This is a genomic window from Amnibacterium sp. (assembly GCF_051956055.1).
Classification (GTDB): Bacteria; Actinomycetota; Actinomycetes; order Actinomycetales; family Microbacteriaceae; genus Amnibacterium.
In genome coordinates this window covers 1-17,781 of the sequence record NZ_JBQCGC010000073.1, presented here as the reverse complement: position 1 = coordinate 17,781, position 17,781 = coordinate 1, and the positions used below count along the sequence as shown (strand labels likewise).

General features: G+C 71.8%; 21 protein-coding genes and 1 tRNA gene. 16 read left to right on the top strand and 6 right to left on the bottom strand.

Annotated features, from left to right (window positions below; translation table 11 throughout):
• Positions 1-2: 2 nt before the first annotated feature.
• Genes ACTHLI_RS10560 through mftR form a run of 3 tightly spaced genes read right to left on the bottom strand, consistent with a single transcriptional unit; the run spans position 3 to position 2,481 of the window.
• Entirely contained in the window at positions 3-347 is a 345-nt protein-coding gene (locus ACTHLI_RS10560) for a metallopeptidase family protein (RefSeq protein ID WP_440183428.1), read from the bottom strand.
• Between the two features lie 32 nt (positions 348-379).
• Positions 380-1,864 carry a mycofactocin dehydrogenase MftG gene (gene mftG / locus ACTHLI_RS10555; RefSeq protein WP_440183399.1) on the bottom strand — a complete coding sequence of 495 codons (1,485 nt, stop codon included), beginning with the start codon at positions 1,862-1,864 and terminating at the stop codon, positions 380-382.
• Entirely contained in the window at positions 1,861-2,481 is a 621-nt protein-coding gene (gene mftR, locus ACTHLI_RS10550) for a mycofactocin system transcriptional regulator (RefSeq protein ID WP_440183397.1), read from the bottom strand. Before mftR ends, mftG begins: the two co-directional genes overlap by 4 nt.
• A gap of 109 nt (positions 2,482-2,590) precedes the next feature.
• On the opposite strand from mftR, the gene mftA reads away from it, so the two are divergent.
• From mftA to mftF, 14 genes are all read left to right on the top strand, one after another.
• Positions 2,591-2,695, top strand: a complete 105-nt coding sequence (mftA, locus tag ACTHLI_RS10545) for a mycofactocin precursor MftA (RefSeq protein WP_440183395.1) — start codon at positions 2,591-2,593, stop codon at positions 2,693-2,695.
• Positions 2,695-2,991 carry a mycofactocin biosynthesis chaperone MftB gene (gene mftB / locus ACTHLI_RS10540; RefSeq protein WP_440183393.1) on the top strand — a complete coding sequence of 99 codons (297 nt, stop codon included), beginning with the start codon at positions 2,695-2,697 and terminating at the stop codon, positions 2,989-2,991. Before mftA ends, mftB begins: the two co-directional genes overlap by 1 nt.
• A complete protein-coding gene (gene mftC / locus ACTHLI_RS10535) occupies positions 2,988-4,241 on the top strand; it encodes a mycofactocin radical SAM maturase (RefSeq protein ID WP_440183391.1) in 1,254 nt (417 codons plus the stop codon). The genes mftB and mftC overlap by 4 nt, the downstream gene beginning before the upstream one ends.
• Positions 4,242-4,362: 121 nt before the next feature.
• Positions 4,363-5,205, top strand: coding sequence for a mycofactocin-coupled SDR family oxidoreductase (locus ACTHLI_RS10530; RefSeq protein WP_440183389.1), 843 nt, complete (start codon positions 4,363-4,365; stop codon positions 5,203-5,205).
• A gap of 16 nt (positions 5,206-5,221) precedes the next feature.
• Positions 5,222-6,058 carry a mycofactocin-coupled SDR family oxidoreductase gene (locus ACTHLI_RS10525; protein WP_440183387.1) on the top strand — a complete coding sequence of 279 codons (837 nt, stop codon included), beginning with the start codon at positions 5,222-5,224 and terminating at the stop codon, positions 6,056-6,058.
• A gap of 40 nt (positions 6,059-6,098) precedes the next feature.
• Positions 6,099-6,995, top strand: a complete 897-nt coding sequence (locus ACTHLI_RS10520) for a mycofactocin-coupled SDR family oxidoreductase (protein WP_440183386.1) — start codon at positions 6,099-6,101, stop codon at positions 6,993-6,995.
• 47 nt (positions 6,996-7,042) lie between these two features.
• Entirely contained in the window at positions 7,043-7,855 is an 813-nt protein-coding gene (locus tag ACTHLI_RS10515) for a mycofactocin-coupled SDR family oxidoreductase (RefSeq protein ID WP_440183384.1), read from the top strand.
• A 44-nt stretch (positions 7,856-7,899) separates the two neighbouring features.
• Complete coding sequence (locus ACTHLI_RS10510) at positions 7,900-8,718, top strand: mycofactocin-coupled SDR family oxidoreductase (protein ID WP_440183383.1); 819 nt, start codon at positions 7,900-7,902, stop codon at positions 8,716-8,718.
• 11 nt (positions 8,719-8,729) lie between these two features.
• Positions 8,730-9,566, top strand: a complete 837-nt coding sequence (locus tag ACTHLI_RS10505; protein WP_440183381.1) for a mycofactocin-coupled SDR family oxidoreductase — start codon at positions 8,730-8,732, stop codon at positions 9,564-9,566.
• Positions 9,563-10,468 carry an AAA family ATPase gene (locus ACTHLI_RS10500; protein WP_440183379.1) on the top strand — a complete coding sequence of 302 codons (906 nt, stop codon included), beginning with the start codon at positions 9,563-9,565 and terminating at the stop codon, positions 10,466-10,468. The genes ACTHLI_RS10505 and ACTHLI_RS10500 overlap by 4 nt, the downstream gene beginning before the upstream one ends.
• A gap of 6 nt (positions 10,469-10,474) precedes the next feature.
• Complete coding sequence (locus tag ACTHLI_RS10495; protein WP_440183377.1) at positions 10,475-11,449, top strand: vWA domain-containing protein; 975 nt, start codon at positions 10,475-10,477, stop codon at positions 11,447-11,449.
• A 63-nt stretch (positions 11,450-11,512) separates the two neighbouring features.
• Positions 11,513-12,778, top strand: coding sequence for a pre-mycofactocin synthase MftD (gene mftD / locus ACTHLI_RS10490; protein WP_440183375.1), 1,266 nt, complete (start codon positions 11,513-11,515; stop codon positions 12,776-12,778).
• A gap of 1 nt (position 12,779) precedes the next feature.
• Positions 12,780-13,460 (top strand): mycofactocin biosynthesis peptidyl-dipeptidase MftE, encoded by a 681-nt coding sequence (gene mftE / locus ACTHLI_RS10485; RefSeq protein WP_440183373.1) that lies wholly within the window; start codon positions 12,780-12,782, stop codon positions 13,458-13,460.
• Positions 13,460-14,851 carry a mycofactocin biosynthesis glycosyltransferase MftF gene (gene mftF / locus ACTHLI_RS10480; RefSeq protein ID WP_440183371.1) on the top strand — a complete coding sequence of 464 codons (1,392 nt, stop codon included), beginning with the start codon at positions 13,460-13,462 and terminating at the stop codon, positions 14,849-14,851. The genes mftE and mftF overlap by 1 nt, the downstream gene beginning before the upstream one ends.
• On the opposite strand, the gene ACTHLI_RS10475 is transcribed toward mftF, so the two are convergent.
• The gene (locus ACTHLI_RS10475) at positions 14,829-15,485 is read right to left on the bottom strand and encodes an FMN-dependent NADH-azoreductase (RefSeq protein WP_440183369.1); all 657 of its coding nucleotides are present in this window, start codon (positions 15,483-15,485) and stop codon (positions 14,829-14,831) included. The genes mftF and ACTHLI_RS10475 overlap by 23 nt on opposite strands.
• A 154-nt stretch (positions 15,486-15,639) precedes the next feature.
• Here ACTHLI_RS10475 and ACTHLI_RS10470 point away from each other — a divergent pair, with 154 nt between their 5' ends.
• Positions 15,640-15,837 (top strand): hypothetical protein, encoded by a 198-nt coding sequence (locus tag ACTHLI_RS10470; RefSeq protein ID WP_440183367.1) that lies wholly within the window; start codon positions 15,640-15,642, stop codon positions 15,835-15,837.
• 34 nt (positions 15,838-15,871) lie between these two features.
• Here the strand turns inward: ACTHLI_RS10470 and ACTHLI_RS10465 are convergent.
• A tRNA-His gene (locus ACTHLI_RS10465) sits at positions 15,872-15,947 on the bottom strand.
• A 59-nt stretch (positions 15,948-16,006) separates the two neighbouring features.
• A complete protein-coding gene (gene orn / locus ACTHLI_RS10460; protein WP_440183366.1) occupies positions 16,007-16,618 on the bottom strand; it encodes an oligoribonuclease in 612 nt (203 codons plus the stop codon).
• A gap of 136 nt (positions 16,619-16,754) precedes the next feature.
• Here orn and ACTHLI_RS10455 point away from each other — a divergent pair, with 136 nt between their 5' ends.
• Positions 16,755-17,657 (top strand): 2-deoxy-5-keto-D-gluconate 6-phosphate aldolase domain-containing protein, encoded by a 903-nt coding sequence (locus tag ACTHLI_RS10455; RefSeq protein WP_440183364.1) that lies wholly within the window; start codon positions 16,755-16,757, stop codon positions 17,655-17,657.
• The last annotated feature ends 124 nt before the right edge of the window (positions 17,658-17,781 follow it).

Here is a 17,781-nt window from a genome sequence, read left to right as displayed (position 1 = left end):
GGCTACGCCCAGCCGAGGTCGTGGAGGCGGTCGTCGTCGAGGCCGAAGTAGTGGCCGATCTCGTGCACGAGCGTCGTCCGGATCTCGGTCCGGAGCTCGTCGAGCGAGTCGACCGAGGCGAGGTGCGGGAGCCGGAAGACCACGATCCGGTCGGGCAGCTCCCCGAAGCCGTACTGCCCGCGACGGGTGAGAGCCACCCCGTCGTACCGCCCCAGGAGGTCCTCGCCGTCGGCGGGCGCGTCCTCGACCACGAACGCGACGTTCTCGAGCCCGTCGACGACGTCGTCGGGCAGGGCGTCGAGCTGCTCCTCGACGATCCGTTCGAACTCCTCGGCGGACAGCTGGATCGGCACCGCTCGATCTTCGCCGAAGCGGCGCTTCAGCGCAGCGAGGCGGCGACGAGTTCGCCGATGAGCACCGCCGCGAGGGCGGGGCCCCGGAGGGGGACGGTCGGCAGGATCGAGGTGTCGGCGACGCGGAGGCCGGACACGCCACGCACGCGCCCGATCTCGTCCACCGGCCCCGGCGCGCCGTCTGGGAGGCGGAACGGCACGGTCGCGCAGGTGTGCAGCGCCGTGCCGAGCCGGGCGAGGACCCATTCGTCGAGTGCCCGGTCGTCCTGCAGCGTCGGGCGGTCCACGTGCAGGAGCGCGGCCCCCGGGATCCGGGAGACGACGTCCGCCGCCGTCCGCACTCCGGCCCGCAGCCGATCCCTCGCCCCCTCGTCGAGGTAGCCGAACTCGATCCTCGCGGGCGTCGCGGGATCCGCCGACCGGATGCGCAGCCGTCCCGTCGGCGTCGACGGATGCGCCGAGATCAGGAGCGGCAGCGGGTCGCCTGCCTGGTCCGCGCCGCCCATGAGGGCGGCCATCGGCCGGAGGGACTGCAGCACCTCCACCCCGTCGGCGGTGTGCAGGGCGGCCCCCATCCACGCCCCGACCGGTCGTGGCGCGGGTTCGGGTGGGCGCCACTCGAGCACGACCTGCGGGTGATCGCCGAAGGCGGCGCCGACGCCCGGCGCATCCACCTCGACCGGGACGCCGGCGTCCAGCAGCACGGTCGCCGGGCCGATCCCGGACCGCTGGAGGAGCGCGGGCGACGCGAGCGCGCCCGCGGCGAGCACGACGAGGTCGCCGTCGACGGATGTGCCGGACTCGAGTTGCACGCCGATCGCGCGGCTCCGCGCGATCCGGACCCGGGAGACCGCGGCGCCGCCCAGCACGGTGAGGTTCGGGCGGCCGATCGCCCAGAGCAGGTGGGTGAGCGCCGTGCTCCAGCGCACACCGTCGATCGCGTTCGACGGCACCGGCCCGACCCCGGGTGCGCCCTCGTCGTTCTTGTCGGCCTCCACCGGATGACCGGCGTCCAGAGCGGCGTCGACGAAGGCGGCGGCGGCCGGTGCGTCCAGCCGACCCCGACGCACCGGCACGGGCCCGCGGTCGCCGTGCACGGGGGAGGCGCCGAGATCGAGGTCCCGCTCGAGGGCGAGCAGTGCAGGGAGCACGCGGTCCCAGGACCACAGTGCATCGCCGTCCGCCGACCACCGGTCGAAGTCCGTGCGCCGCGGCCGCACGAACGCGGCGCCGTTCGTCGCGGTCGACCCGCCGAGCGTCCGTCCGCGGGACACGCGCCAGTCGCGGTCCGCCGTCAGCCGAGCCGGGTACCACCAGCTCGACGGATCGCCCGCCCGGGCCCCGGGCACGCGGCCCGCGTCGAGCAGCGCCGTCGGGATCCGGGCGAGGTCCTGCGGGGCCGGGCCGGCCTCGAGCAGCAGCACGCACCGGCTCGGGTCCTCGGACAGCCGGGCGGCGAGCACCGCTCCCGCCGTGCCGCCTCCCACGACGATGACGTCGTATCCCGTCACGCGCCCGCCACGCCTCCGAACGCATCGCCGAGGTCGTCGAGCGCCTCCGCGAGCAGATCCGTCAGCACGGCGTCCGGCACGAGCAGCCAGCGCTCGTACGCCGCGATCGACACCGCGAGGTACGTGTACGCGATCGTCTTGGGCACGAGGTCGTCCGGATCGAGGCCGAGCCGGCTCGCGACGAATCCGGCCACCGCCTGCCGCCACGCGGCGAACCGCAGGGTCGAGTGCCCCACCAGCGTCGGCACCGTGAGCAGGAGCGTCATCCGCTGCCGGTGGTAGGAGACCTCGACGTCCGGGAACTCGTTGAAGCGCAGCACCGCGTCGCGGATCGCCTGCCGCAGCGGCACGTCGGGCGGCAGCGCCATGAGGTGGTCGCGCATGGCCGCGATGAGCCCGTCGAAGTCGCCCCACGGCAGGTCGTTCTTCGACGAGAAGTAGCGGAAGAAGGTCCGCCTGCCGATCCCGGCCGCCTCCGCGATGTCGTCCACCGTCGTGGCGTCGAAGCCGTTGCGGATGAACAGCTCGAGCCCGATGTGGCTGAGCTCCGCGACCGTGGTGACCGGCTGTCGTCCGAGTCTCTGAGGGGTTTCAGGGCGAACCGGATCGTCGCTCACACCGTTCCCCCTTTCCATCGGCACCCGGTGTCATTAGTCTGCCGAGTGGTCGCCCGGCGATCGCCGGACGGACGTCAGTGTTGCCGAACCGTCGTAGGAGGAGCGTCCCATGAACGAACCCGAATCGTCTGCCCCGGAGGACCTGAGCACCGTCATCGAGCAGGACGACCTGGTCGAAGAGGTGTCGATCGACGGCATGTGCGGCGTCTACTGATGCCGGCGGGTGCGTTCGATCTGGACCGCGCCTGGCGCGTCCACCCGCGGGTCTCGATCCGTCCTGAGCCCTTCGGGGCGCTCGTCTACCACTTCGAGACGCGGAAGCTGTCGTTCCTGAAGGAGCGGTTGCTGCTGTCGGTGGTGGAGGGGCTGGACGGGGTTAGGACCGCCAGGGAGGTGTGCCGGGCGGCCGGTGTGCCGGGGGACCAGGAGGCGCGGTACGGGCGGGCGCTCGGTGCCCTCGCGGCCTCCTCGATGCTGGTCGAGGTCGCACCGGCCGAGGTGGCGGCGTGACCGCGGTGCTGCCGGCGCCGCCGCCGGTGCAGCCCCAGCGGTTGGTGGACCTGTTCGAGTACGGGCTGGACGCACCGATCTGTCTGACGTGGGAGCTGACGTACGCCTGCAACCTCTCCTGCGTGCACTGCCTGTCGAGCTCGGGGCGGCGTGATCCGCGGGAGCTGACGACGGAGGAGGCCAAGGGCGTCATCGACGAGCTGGAGCGGATGCAGGTCTTCTACGTGAACATCGGCGGTGGCGAGCCGACGGTGCGTCCCGACTTCTGGGAGCTCCTGGACTACGCCACCGCGCATCACGTGGGCGTGAAGTTCTCCACCAACGGGGTGAAGATCACGCCGGAGGTCGCAGCCCGGCTCGCCGCGAACGACTACGTCGACGTGCAGATCTCGCTGGACGGAGCCACGGCGGAGGTGAACGATCCGATCCGGGGCCCGAAGTCGTACGAGACCGCGCTGCGGGCGCTGCAGCACCTCTCCGACGCCGGGATGAAGAACTTCAAGATCTCGGTGGTCTGCACGCGGCAGAACATCCCGCAGCTCGACGAGTTCAAGGCGATCGCCGACCGGTTCGGTGCGCAGCTGCGCCTCACCCGCCTCCGCCCCTCCGGGCGCGGCGCGGACGTGTGGGACGACCTGCATCCGGAGCCCGCGCAGCAGCGCATGCTCTACGACTGGCTCGTCGCGCACGGCGACGGCGTGCTGACCGGGGACTCGTTCTTCCACCTCTCCGCGTACGGGCAGGCGCTGCCAGGGCTGAACCTGTGCGGGGCCGGCCGGGTCGTGTGCCTCATCGACCCGGTGGGGGACGTGTACGCGTGCCCGTTCGCGATCCACGACGAGTTCAGGGCGGGCAACATCCGCGCCGAGGGCGGATTCGCCCGGGTCTGGCGGGAGTCCGAGCTGTTCCTGAAGCTGCGGGAGCCGCAGTCCGGGGGCGCGTGCTCCTCGTGCGCCTTCTTCGACACCTGCAAGGGCGGCTGCATGGCCGCGAAGTTCTTCACCGGGCTGCCGCTCGACGGCCCGGACCCGGAGTGCGTGCAGGGCTACGGGGAGCAGGCGCTGCTCAAGGTCAAGGACCAGAAGAACGCCCTGCCGAAGTCCTCGATCGACCACACCCACCAGGGCGCAAGGCCGCCGAAGAACGGGATGGGGCCCATCCGGCTGACCTTGTCGCGGCGAGACGGCACGGTGGCGCTGACGCCCGCCGACTGCGAGGAGGACCCCTTGGCGGGCTTCGCCGCCCGCTAGCACCGCATGACCCATCGGGGCCCGCACGAGGCGGCCCCGCGACCGATCACGCCCGCGCGCGCACCGCACGGCACCGGCCCACGAGCCGGCGGAACGAGAGGACAGGAAGAAGGCCATCCCCATGGCGGGACGGGTGGAAGGCAAGGTCGCCTTCATCACAGGAGCGGCACGCGGACAGGGCAGGAGCCACGCGATCCGGCTCGCGCAGGAGGGCGCCGACATCATCGCGGTCGACGCGGCGGAACCGATCGAGGGGATGGACCGGTTCTACCCCGGTGCCTCGCAGGCGGACCTCGACGAGACGGTGCGGCAGGTCGAGGCGCTCGATCGGCGGATCGTCGCCCGGAAGGCGGACGTCCGCGACTACGCCGCCCTGAAGTCGGCGCTCGACGACGGGGTGGCCGAGCTCGGGCACGTCGACGTCGTCAGCGCGAACGCCGGCATCTTCCAGTTCGGGGACAAGACGGAGGAGGTCGCCGACGACGACTGGGACACCGTCAACGACATCAACGCGAAAGGGGTGTGGCACACCGCGAAAGCGGCGATCCCGCACCTGAAGGCGCAGGGCACGGGCGGCTCGATCGTGCTCACCAGCTCGACCGCCGGGCTCATGGGCACGCCGAACGTCGCCGCCTACACGGCGAGCAAGCACGCGGTCGTCGGCATCATGCGGACGCTCGCGCTCGAGCTCGCACCCTTCTCCATCCGGGTGAACACGGTGCACCCGACGGGGGTGAACACGCAGATGATCCGGAACGAGGCGACCTACCGCCTCTTCCTCCCCGATACGCCGCACCCGACCGACGAGCAGGCGGAGGAGGTGTTCCGGACCACGAACGCCCTCCCCGTGCCGTGGGTCGAGCCGGTCGACATCTCGAACGCCGTGCTCTTCCTCGCATCCGACGAGTCGCGGTACATCACCGGTCTCGAGCTCAAGGTCGACGCCGGCTACACGCTGAAGTAGAAGGAGAACAGGAACCATGCCAGGCAAGCTCGAGGGCAAGGTCGCCCTCATCTCCGGAGCCGCTCGCGGCCAGGGTCGCAGCCACGCGGTCCGTCTCGCCCAGGAGGGCGCGGACATCATCGCCTTCGACATTCTCGAGAAGCTCGATTTCTCCGTGGCGGAGGGCGCGACCGAGGCGGATCGCGACGAGACGATCCGCCAGGTCGAGGCGCTCGATCGCCGGATCCACTTCGAGCAGGCGGACGTCCGCGACTACGACGCCGTCAAGCGCGTCGTCGACGCAGGCGTCATGGAATTCGGGCGCCTCGACATCGTCAGCGCGAACGCGGGGATCAACCCCGAGCCGGCGACCGCCGAGGACATGCCGGACGCATCGTTCCGCACCACGGTCGACATCAACCTCGTCGGCGTGTGGCACACGGCGAAGGCTGCGATCCCGCACATCAAGGCGGGCGGCCGCGGCGGCTCGATCATCCTCACGAGCTCGGACGCCGGCCTGTTCGCGATGGCGAACATCGGCGGCTACGTCTCCGCGAAGCACGGCGTGGTCGGGTTGATGCGGACGCTCGCCCTCGAGCTGGGCCCGGACATGATCCGGGTCAATTCCATCCACCCGACGGTGGTGAACACCCCGATGGTGATGAACGAGGGCACCTACCGGCTGTTCCGGCCCGACGTGGAGAACCCGACTCAGGAGGACATGGCGGTCGCGGCGCAGGCGATCAACGTGCTGCCGATCCCGTGGGTCGAGGCGATCGACATCTCCAACGCCGTGCTGTTCCTCGCGTCGGACGACGCGCGCTACATCACCGGCGTCCCGCTGCCGGTGGACGCCGGCGCCGCGGTCAAGTGACCGCATCCCGATCACGACACGATACGAAGGAGAACGAGCAATGGGGCTTCTCGAAGGCAAGACCGTCCTCATCACCGGAGGATCCCGGGGCCAGGGCCGCGCGCACGCGCTGGTGAGCGCACGCGAGGGCGCCGACGTGATCATCGTCGACACCCTCGAGCAGATCGGATCCGTGGCGTACCCGATGGCGACGCAGGCCGACTTCGACGAGACGGTGAAGCAGGTGGAGGCCCTCGACCGCCGCATCCTGCCGCTCGTCGGGGACGTCCGGAAGCAGTCCGACCTCGACGACGCGGTTGCGAAGGGCATCGCCGAGTTCGGCAAGATCGACGCGCTCATCGCGAACGCCGGCATCTTCTCGCTCGCCCCCTCCTGGGAGCTCCCGGAGGAGTGGTGGGACGACATGATCGCGGTCAACCTCACCGGGGTCTGGAAGGCAGCCAAGGCGGTGCTGCCCCACATGATCGAGCGTCAGTCCGGGTCCATCGTGATGACCTCGTCGATCAACGGCCTCGAGCCGGGCGAGAACTACGTGCACTACTGCGCGGCCAAGTTCGGTGTCGTCGGCGTCATGAAGACGATCGCCCTCGAGGTCGCCAAGTACGGCATCCGGGTCAACGCGGTGCACCCCGGCGCGATCTTCACGCCCATGACCTCCTGGCAGGGCGCCTGGGACATGATGTCCGGCAAGCCCGCCGGCGAGGGCACGGAGGCCGACCTGATCGCCGCCGGCGGCTCCTTCCACGCGCTGAAGGGCGCGGGAATGCTCCAGCCCCACGTCATCGCCGACGCCGCGCTGTGGCTGAACTCCGACCTCGCCGCCGCGGTCACGGGCATCTCCGTGCCGGTCGACGGCGGTCACCTCCTGCAGCCCGGGTACAACCCGAACCCGGGGACCGAGCGGAACCCGCTCATCGCGGCGACCGGCATCGTCTGACCCATCGGGTGGCACAAGGACCGAACGAGAAGGAAGAAGCAGGACTCATGTCAGGAAGGGTCGAGGGCAAGGTCGCCCTCATCACCGGTGCCGCCCGCGGGCAGGGGCGCAGTCACGCGCTCCGACTCGCCCAGGAGGGCGCCGACATCATCGCGATCGACATCGCCGGGCCGCTGCCCGGGGTGCAGTACCCGTCGCCGACGCCGGAGGACCTCGCCGAGACGGTGCGACAGGTCGAGGCGCTCGACCGGCGCATCGTCGCCAAGCAGGCGGACGTCCGTGACCGGGCGGCGCTGAAGGCCGCCGTGGACGAGGGCGTCGCCGAGTTCGGCCGGCTCGACATCGTGGCGGCCAACGCGGGCATCTGCATCATCGCGGACTGGAAGGACACGACCGAGCAGATCTTCGACGACACGATCGCGACGAACCTCAAGGGGGTCTGGAACACGATCACCGCGACCGCGCCCCACCTCATCGCGGCGGGCGGCGGGTCGATGATCCTCACCAGCTCCGTCGCGGGCATCAAGGGGCTGCCGTTCCTCTCCGCGTACGTGACCGCGAAGCACGGCGTGGTGGGTCTCATGCGGGCCTTCGCCACCGAGCTCGCCGAGCATCACATCCGGGTCAACACGATCCACCCGACGGGGGTGGACACGCCGATGGGGCAGATGGACCCGAACCCGTTCGGGCCGCTCCTCGAGGCCCATCCGCAGCTCGGCGGGATGCTCGCGAACCTCTACCCGATCCAGGTCACCGAGCCGGTCGACCAGTCCAACGCGGTGCTGTTCCTCGCCTCCGACGAGTCGCGCTACATCACCTCGACGGAGCTGACGGTCGACGCCGGCGCGACCCAGTACTGATCCACGTCCCGCCGAAGGCGACGGGGAACGAAAGGAACGACACCATGGCAGGACAGCTCGAGGGCCGCGTGGCCTTCATCACCGGAGCCGCTCGCGGGCAGGGTCGCAGTCACGCGGTCCGGCTCGCGCAGGAGGGCGCCGACATCATCGCGATCGACCTCGCCGCACAGATCGACACCGTGCCCTATCCGATGGCGACGCCCGACGACCTCGCCGAGACGCAGCGGCAGGTGGAGGCGCTCGACCGGCGCATCGTCACGCGCGTCGCGGACGTGCGCGACCGCGACGCGCTGCAGGCCGCGTTCGACGCCGGCGTCGCCGAGCTCGGCGCGCCGACGATCGTGTCGGCGAACGCCGGCATCGCGCCGATGTCGGTGCGTCCGCAGGCGCAGGAGTGGCAGGACGTGATCGACGTCAACCTGACCGGCGTCTACCACACGGTCGAGGTGTCGAAGCAGGCGATGATCGACAGGGGCGAGGGCGGCGCGTACGTCCTCACCAGCTCGACGGCCGGCCTCGCGGGGATCGGCGGCAACACCCCGGGCGGCATCGGATACACGGCGGCCAAGCACGGCGTCGTCGGATTGATGCGCACGTACGCGAACACGCTCGCCCAGCACTCGATCCGCGTCAACACCGTCCATCCGACGGGGGTGAACACGCCGATGGTCGTGAACGACGTCATGCAGGAGTTCCTGCAGGCCGACCCGCAGATGGGGCAGGCCATGGCGAACGCGCTGCCGGTCGACCTGGTGCAGCCGGTCGACATCTCGAACGCGATCGTGTTCCTCGTCTCCGACGCGGGCCGCTACATCACCGGTGTGACCCTCCCGGTCGACGCCGGCTTCCTCAACAAGAAGTAAGGAGCACGACCATGGCAGGACGGGTCGAAGGCAAGGTCGCGTTCGTCACGGGCGCGGCCCGCGGGCAGGGACGCAGCCACGCGCTGCGGCTGGCTCAGGAGGGCGCGGACATCATCGCGGTGGACCTCGTCGACCAGATCGGGAGCGTGCCGTACGACATGGCTCGCCCGGCGGATCTCGAGGAGACGGTCCGGCAGATCGAGGCGCTCGACCGGCGGATCGTCGCCAAGAAGGCCGACGTGCGCGACTACGACGCGCTGAAGGGCGCGCTCGATGAGGGCGTCGCCGAGCTCGGGAAGCTCGACATCGTCTCCGCGAACGCCGGCATCTTCAGCTTCGGCACGATGGACGAGCTCTCGGAGACGGAGTTCGACGACATGATCGACGTCAACCTGAAGGGCGTGTGGCACACGGCGAAAGCCGCGATCCCGCATCTGAAGGCCAACGGCGGCGGCTCGATGATCCTCACGAGCTCGACGGCGGGGATCCTCGCGATCCCGAACATCGGGCACTACGTCGCTGCGAAGCACGGCGTCGTCGGCCTCATGAAGACGCTCGCGCTCGAGCTCGCGTCCGACATGATCCGGGTCAACAGCGTGCACCCGACGAGCGTCGACACGGACATGATCCAGAACGCGGCGACCTATGCGCTCTTCGCGCCGGACCTCCCGGAGGACGGGCGCACGAAGGACGTGATCGGTGAGCGCTTCGGCGCCATGAACGCCCTGCCGATCCCATGGGTGGAGCCGGTGGACATCTCGAACGCGGTCCTCTGGCTCGCTTCGGACGAGTCCCGGTACGTCACGGGGCTGCAGCTCAAGGTCGACGCGGGGCAGACGCTCAAGTGACGGACACCGCCTCCGCGGCGCGCGGGCGGATCGCCTCGCGCCTCGTCGGGCGCGAGCGCGAGCTGGAGCTCGTGCTCGCGGCCGTCGGGTCCGGCCGCGACCTCGTGCTCGAGGGGCCGCCCGGCACGAGCAAGACGACGATCCTCAAGGCCGTCACGGAGGAGTGGGGCATCCCGCTCCTCTTCGTCGAGGGCAACGCGGACCTCACGCCGTCGAAGCTGGTCGGGCACCACAACCCGGCCCGCGTGCTGCGGGAGGACTACTCGGCTGAGAACTTCGTGCCGGGCCCGCTCGCGGAGGCGATGCGGCAGGGCGGCTTCCTCTACATCGAGGAGCTGAACCGGGCGCCGGAGGACACCCTCAACACGCTGCTGACCGCGATGGCCGACCGGCGCATCGAGGTGCCGCGGGTCGGCCTGATCGAAGCGCGGCCGACGTTCCGCGTCATCGCCTCCATGAACCCCTTTGACAACGTCGGCACGACCCGGCTGTCGACCTCCGTCAGCGACCGGTTGAACCGCATCGTCGTCGACTACCAGGACGGTCCGGCGGAGGAGGGCATCGTCGCCCTGCGCACCGGACTCGGCGGCGCGGTCGCGGATCGGGTGATCCCCGACGCGGTCGCGGTGACCAGGGCGACCCGCGAGCACCGGTTCGTCCGCCAGGGATCGAGTGTGCGCGGCGCGATCGACACGGCGCTCATCGTGCACAAGCTCCTGCAGCTGCGCGAGCAGGACGAGGCCTCGGGGGAGTACGCCGAGACCTTCTACGACGCGATGACGGTGGCGCTCTCGGGCCGCATCCACCTCGACGAGGCGGCTGAGACGACGCCGGAGCGGGTGCTCCGCGAGATCTGGGAGGACCGCTTCGTCCTGGAGCCGGCCCAGGCGGAGCCGGGCTGAAGGAGGGTGCAGGCGGACTCGCCGATCACCCGGCGGAGCGACCGCCCGGAGGCGCTCGCTCCGCTCCGGCGCAAGCCGAAGCGGCTCGACGAGGCACCGACCGCGTTCGACGCGTCCGGCGGCGGCAGGGGCGGCGCGCCGCTGCCCGGTCGGCCGGGACGCCCGGACGGTCGCGAGCGGCCTTCCGGCGCCGGCGCCGGCTTCACCGATGAGGAGGGGTCGATCGCCGCGCCCGACGACGCGGCGGGGATCGACCCGCTCGTGCGCGCGAGGGCTCGCGAGATCGCCGCTCGGCTGTCCGTGCCGAAGCCGAAGGCCGACCGTCGCTCGCGTCGCGGTGCCGGCGGCCTGGCGAGCGTGCCGTACACGGGCGGCAGCGACGACATCGACCTCGATGCGACGCTGCAGGTGCTCGCGGAGCGTCCGGTGCCGGAGGACGACGACATCGTGGTGCGGGAGCGGATCCGGGCACGACGATCGGTCGTGCTGCTCGTGGACGTCTCCGGATCCATGAAGGGCGAGCGCGTGCGAACCGCGGCGGCCACCGTGGGCGCGCTCGCCGCGGAGCTCGGGCAGGACCGCCTCGCGGTGATCGCGTTCTGGTCGGACGCCGCGATCCTGTCGCATCTCGGGGACCCGGTCCGTCCGCTGGACCTGCTGGACGCGATGCTGCGCCTCCCGGCCCGCGGCCTCACCAACATCGCGTTCCCCCTCGAGCTGGCCGCGAAGGAGCTCGCCGGGACGCCGCCGCGGGACGCGCGGGTCGTGCTGCTGAGCGACTGCGTGCACAACGCGGGCCCCGATCCGCGCCCGCTCGCCGGCCGCCTGCCCCGGCTCGACGTCCTGCTGGACACGACGGGCGAGCAGGACGCGGCGCTCGGCCGGGAGCTCGCGCGGATCGGGAGGGGATCCTTCGCGGCCGTGAGTACGGTCTTCGACGTGGCGCCGGCCCTCTCAGCCGTGTTCCGGCAGAGAGTCTGACGAACGCCTCGAGCTTTACGGCACCGGGTGTCAGAATGAGGGAGCCGTGTGCAGGAGCACGGGATGGAGGGAACGGTGATGTTCAGGAACCCCTGGTTCGAGACGGTCGCGGAGGCGCAGCGGCGGGCCAAGCGGCAGCTGCCGAGCTCGGTGTACGGCGCGCTCGTCGCGGGTTCGGAACGTGGTCGGACCATCGACGACAACATCGGCGCGTTCGCCGAGCTGGGCTTCGCGCCGCACGTCGCGGGACATCAGGCGCAGCGCGACCTCTCGACGACGGTGCTCGGGATCCCGACGGCGATGCCGGTCCTGATCTCGCCGACGGGCGTGCAGGCCGTGCACCCGGACGGGGAGGTCGCCGTGGCGCGCGCCGCCAAGAACCGCGGCGTGATCATGGGGCTCAGCTCGTTCGCGTCGAAGCCGGTCGAGGAGGTCGTCGCGGCGAACGAGAACACGCTCTTCCAGATGTACTGGACCGGGACCCGGGACCAGATGGTGCAGCGCATGAACCGGGCCAGGAACGCCGGGGCGAAGGCGCTGATCGCGACGCTCGACTGGTCGTTCTCGAACGGCCGCGACTGGGGGAGCCCCGCGATCCCGGAGAAGCTCGACCTGAAGACGATGGTCCGGTTCGCGCCGAACGTCCTCCCGCACCCGGCGTGGCTCTACCGGTTCGCGAAGACCATGCAGCTGCCCGACCTGACGGCGCCGAACCTGAAGGAGCCCGGCCGGGACGCGCCCACGTTCTTCGGTGCCTACTCGGAGTGGATGCAGACCCCGCCCCCGTCGTGGGAGGACGTCGCGTGGATGCGGCAGGAGTGGGGCGGCTCGTTCGTCTTGAAGGGGATCACGCGGGTCGACGACGCGAAGCGGGCGGTCGATGCGGGGGTGGACGCGATCTCCGTGTCGAACCACGGCGGCAACAACCTCGACACCACGCCCGCGACGATCCGGGCGCTCCCCTCGGTCGTGGACGCGGTGGGGGATCAGGTGGAGGTGCTGCTCGACGGCGGCGTCCGGCGCGGCGGCGACGTGGCGAAGGCGCTCGCGCTCGGCGCCAAGGCCGTGATGATCGGCCGCGCCTACCTGTGGGGCCTCGCCGCCAACGGACAGGCCGGCGTCGAGAATGTCCTCGACATCATGCGCGGAGGGCTCGACTCCGCGGTGCTCGGCACGGGGCACGGCTCCGTCGACGAGCTCTCGCCGGATGACCTCGTCATCCCGGCCGGGTTCGGTCGCACGATCGGCGGCGGCGTGCAGGCGGACGCGGAGAGCCCGAAGCAGCCGGCCAGGCGCACGACCCCGCGGACCAAGGACCCGATCGGCTGAGATGACGGCACCGGACCGCCGGCTCGGCGACACGACCTGGCCGCAGGTGCCGGAACGGCCGGTCCTGCTCGTGCCCGTCGGGTCGACCGAGCAGCACGGGCCCCATCTCGCGCTCGGCACGGACGCCCTCGTCGCCGAGGCCGTCGCGCTCGGGTTGGCCGATCGGATCGAGGGCGCGATCGTCGCGCCGGCGCTCGCGTACGGTGCCAGCGGCGAGCACGCCGACTTCCCCGGCACGCTCTCGATCGGGCTCGACGTGCTGCGCAGCGTGCTCGTCGAGATCGGACGGTCCGCGACCCTCTGGGCCGCCTCGGTCGTGTTCGTCAACGGGCACGGCGGCAACGCCGTCGCCGTCGACGCCGCGACGCGGTTGCTCGTGGAGGAGGGCAGGGCCGTCCGATGGGTGCCGTGCGCGGTACCGGACGCCGACGCGCACGCGGGCCGCACCGAGACCTCGCTGCTCCTGACCATCGCCCCCGCGCTCGTGCGGGTCGAGCGCGCCGAAGCGGGTGACGTCCGCCCCGTCCGGGAGCTGCTGCCGGAGCTGCGCGCCTCCGGGGTGCGCGCGGTGAGCCCAAACGGCGTCCTCGGCGACCCCTCCGGTGCATCGGCCGAGGAGGGGACCCGCATCCTGGCGGCGATGATCGACCGGGCGGCGGCCGTCGTGCGGGACGGCGGCTGATGCTGCCGATCGGTTCCGCCGTGCTCCTCGGCAGGCGGACGCGGGTCGTCTCGCGAGGCACGGCGCTGCTCGGCGGCACGCCGACCCGGCTCGTGCGCCTGACCGCTCGAGCGCGACCCATGCTCGAGGGGCGGAGGATCCGGATCGACTCGCCCGCCGCGGCCGCGCTCGCGGACCGACTGCTGGAGTGGGGGCTCGCGGAGCCGGAGCTGGCGACGCTCCGCGCCCCGGAGGACGCGAGCGTGACGTACGTGATCCCGATCCGCGACCGGCCACAGGCGCTCGACCGGCTGCTGGCGAGCATCGGTCCAGGCGCCGAGGTCGTCGTCGTGGACGACGCCTCCCACGACCCCGGCGCGGTCGCCGCCGTCGCGGCACGGCGCGGCGCGGCCGTCCTGCCGCTCGCGGTGAACGTCGGGCCGGCCGCCGCCCGCAACGCGGGGCTCGCCGCGGCCGCGACGCCGTTCGTGGTGTTCGTCGACTCCGACATCGTGCTCGAACCCGACACGGTTCCGATCCTGCTCAGGCACTTCGCGGACCCGGAGGTCGCGCTGGTGGCCCCGCGCATCGCGGGCCTCGGCGACCGCCCCAGCTGGCTCGGACGGTTCGAGGACACCCGCTCCTCGCTCGATCTCGGTCCCCATCCCGCCGCGGTGCGCCCGAGGTCGCCGCTGGCCTGGGTGACCACGGCCTGCGTCGTGGCGCGCAGGGAGGCGCTGACGATGGGCTTCGACGGCACGCTGCGCATCGGCGAGGACGTCGACCTGGGCTGGCGACTCGTCGACGCCGGCTGGCGGGTGCGGTACGAGCCGACCGCGGTCGCGCGGCACGAGCACCGGGAGGCGCCCCTGGACTGGTTCCTCCGCAAGGCGGTGTACGGCTCGGGCGCGCAGGGCCTCGCGGAGCGGCATCCCGACTACATCGCTCCCGCTGTGCTCGCGCCGTGGAGCGCGGCGTTCGTCGTGCTGCTGCTCCTGCAGCGCCGCTGGTCCTGGCTCGCCGCCGCGCTCGTCGCGGCGACGGCCGGCGCTCGCATCGCGCGCGTGCTGCGCCCCCTCGACCACGCCGTCGTCGAGGGGATGCGGCTCGCCGGTGCCGGTGCGGTGTCCGCCGGAGCGCAGGCGATGGCGCTGCTCCTGCGGCACTGGTGGCCGGTCGCGCTGGTGGGCTGCCTGGTGTCGCGCCGGATGCGCCGTGCGGTGCTGGTGTCGGCACTCGTCGACGTCGCGCTCGAGTACCGCAGGAACCCGGCCCATCTCGACCCCGTGCGCTTCGCGATCGCGCGGCGCCTGGACGACCTCGCCTACGGCGCGGGGGTCTGGTGGGGCGCGCTCCGGGCCGGGTCCCTGGCCGCGCTCAAACCGGCGATCATCCGGCGCTCGACGAGTTGATCGACCGCGCGAGGGTGCGCGCCTGCTCGATCGCTGCTGCGAGCTCCGCCTCCGCCCGGGGCAGCTGCTCCGCCATCGCGGCGACCGTGTCCGCGAGGGTGAGGTTCGCTTCGATCAGTGCGACCTCCATCCCGAGCGCCGCACCGAGGATCAGCCGCAGCGGCGGCACCGTGTGGTCCCAGCCCTCCGTGGGCGTGCCCGCGTCGTACACCGCCCCGCGCGCGGTCACGACGACCGCCTGACGTCCGGCCAGCGGTTGCTCGGCGGTGTCGAACGGGGCCGTGATCCCCGGCACATGGATGTGGTCGACCCACGCCTTCAGCGTCGACGGCAGCGAGTAGTTGTACATGGGCGCACCGACGAGCAGCACGTCCGCCGCCAGGAGCTCGTCGATCAGCTCGCGCTGCAGCGCCTCCTCTGCCGCCGGCGGCACCTCGCCCTCGCGCCGCAGCCGGGGAGCCCAGTGCGACGCCGCGCTCGTCAGGTGCGGCACCGGCGTGGCGTGGAGGTCGCGCCGGGTGACGGAGAAGTCGGCGCCGCGGTCCCGCCAGGATGCGGCGAACGCCGCCGTGATGGTGCGCGTGCGGGAGCGGTCGGGGTCGATCGAGGAGTCCAGGTGGAGGAGGTGCGGCATGGTCCCTGACGGTACTTCGCGTCGGGCCGATCCCGGCGGGGCGAGGTGCCCGGCGCCGATCTCGACCGCATCTCCCAGAGGGGGAGGAGTCCGCGTCCAGGCGACCTGAGGCGGCGAGGAGGGCGCACTCGGGAAATGGTCGCAGGCTTGCCGTATGCGAGCGACGATCACCGTGGTCTACGTCGCGATGGCGGTCTACCTGCTGCTCGGCGGTGCGGGCCGGATCGTCATCCAGCTCTCGGCCGGCCAGGACCTCGATGCGATCCCGTTCATCGGCGGGGCGATGGGCCTCGTGGCCCTCGTGCTGCTGCTGCCGGCCTATGAGGACCGGAGGAAGCGCCACCGCGAGTAGCGGGCGCCCACCCCCGCGTCGCAGCAGAAGAGGATGGGGTGGACGACGGGACTCGAACCCGCGACTTCCGGCACCACAAGCCAGCGCTCTACCAACTGAGCTACGCCCACCACGCGCCCGGCGGAACCCGCGGGCCTGAAGAAGTGTAGCCGTTCGGAGACGCTTCGACTCACCCCGAGAACGCGGCGGTCACCTCGTTCGCGGCGGCCTGCGCGTCGTCGGAGCTGGGGCCCGGCAGCGGCGCGAAGACCGTGCGGCGGTAGTAGTCCAGCTCGCGGACGGATTCGAGGATGTCGGCGAGGGCGCGGTGGCCGCCGTGCTTCTGCGGCGCGTTGTAGTAGACCCGCGGGTACCACCGGCGAGCGAGCTCCTTGATGGAGGACACGTCGATGCTGCGGTAGTGCAGGAAGCCGTCGACCTCCGGCATGTACTTCATCAGGAACCCGCGGTCGGTCCCGATCGTGTTCCCCGCGAGCGGCGCCTGGCCCGCCTGCGGCACGAACCGGCGCAGGTACTCGAGCACCTGACGCTGCGCCTCGGCGAGCGTCACCCCGTCCTCCATCGCCTCCAGGAGACCGGAGGCGGTGTGCATGCCGACCACCACGTCGCCCATCTGGGCCTTGGCGGCCTCCGACGGCTTGATGACCACGTCGAAACCGGGGTCGAGGACGTTCAGCTCGAAGTCGGTGACGACGACCGCGACCTCGACGAGCTCGTCGATCGCGAGGTCGAGACCGGTCATCTCGCAGTCGATCCAGACGAGACGATCACCGGAAGGCATGCGCGAGATCCTATCCGCGGCACCGACACCCCTCCCGGACGTCACCTGCACCCCGGCGGGAGGAGCCTCGCTCGTGGCGCAGCGCACCCAGCCGACGCTCGACCGACGTGCAGGGCACGACGCGCACGATGGGGCGGTGACCGAGCCGCTCCTCTTCATCCTCGCCATGGACCAGCGCGACAGCATCGAGCAGAAGCTGTACGACTTGGACACCGCCCCCTCGCCGGAGGAGGCGGCGAGCATCGCGGCGAACAAACTCCTCGTCTACCGCGGGCTGCTCGACGCGGTGCCGGGGCTGCCGGCGGGCACCAGGCCCGGGTTCCTCGTGGACGAGCAGTACGGCGCCTCCCCGGCGGTGCTCGCCGCCGCGGACCCGCGGATCAGTCTCGCCATGCCGATCGAGGCGAGCGGTCAGGAGTGGTTCGGCTTCGCGTTCGGTCACGACTGGCGGGAGCACGCCTCCTTCTTCCGGGCCGATCACCCGAAGGTGCTGATCCGCGACAACCCGGGATCGGACGCGGCCAAGCGGGCCGAGCAGGCGGGCAAGGTCGCCCTGATCTCCGCGTGGGCGCGCCGGGAGGGGCGCGACTTCATCGTCGAGCTGCTCGTGCCGGCCACGGACGAGGATCTGGCCCGGGTCGACGGCGATACGGACCGCTACGACCGCGAGATCCGGCCGGCGCTCACCGTGCAGGCGATCGAGTTCCTGCAGGACCACGGGGTCGAGCCCGCGATCTGGAAGATCGAGGGGCTGGCGGCCAGGGAGGACGCCGAGCGCGTCGCGGCGACCGTGCGCCGCGACGGCCGCGACGGCAGGTGCATCGTCCTCGGACGGCACGCGCCGCAGGACCAGCTCGACGAGTGGCTGCGGGTGGCCGCGCCGGTGGAGGGCTTCATCGGCTTCGCGATCGGTCGCAGCACCTGGTGGGACGCGCTCGAGGGCCGGCTGGACGGCTCCCTCGACGAGGACGCGGTCCGGCGGCAGGTCGCCGCGAACTACACGCACTTCGTCGAGACGTACGTCGCCGCGCGCGGCTGAGCCGGGCGTCCCGCGGGCGGGAGCACCACACCAGGATACACCATAATAGGCCGGGCGGCGGCGCCTGGGCCCTCCAGCCCCAGGTCCTGAGTACTGGGGTGGTTGTAGCCGCACGGGGCCGGGT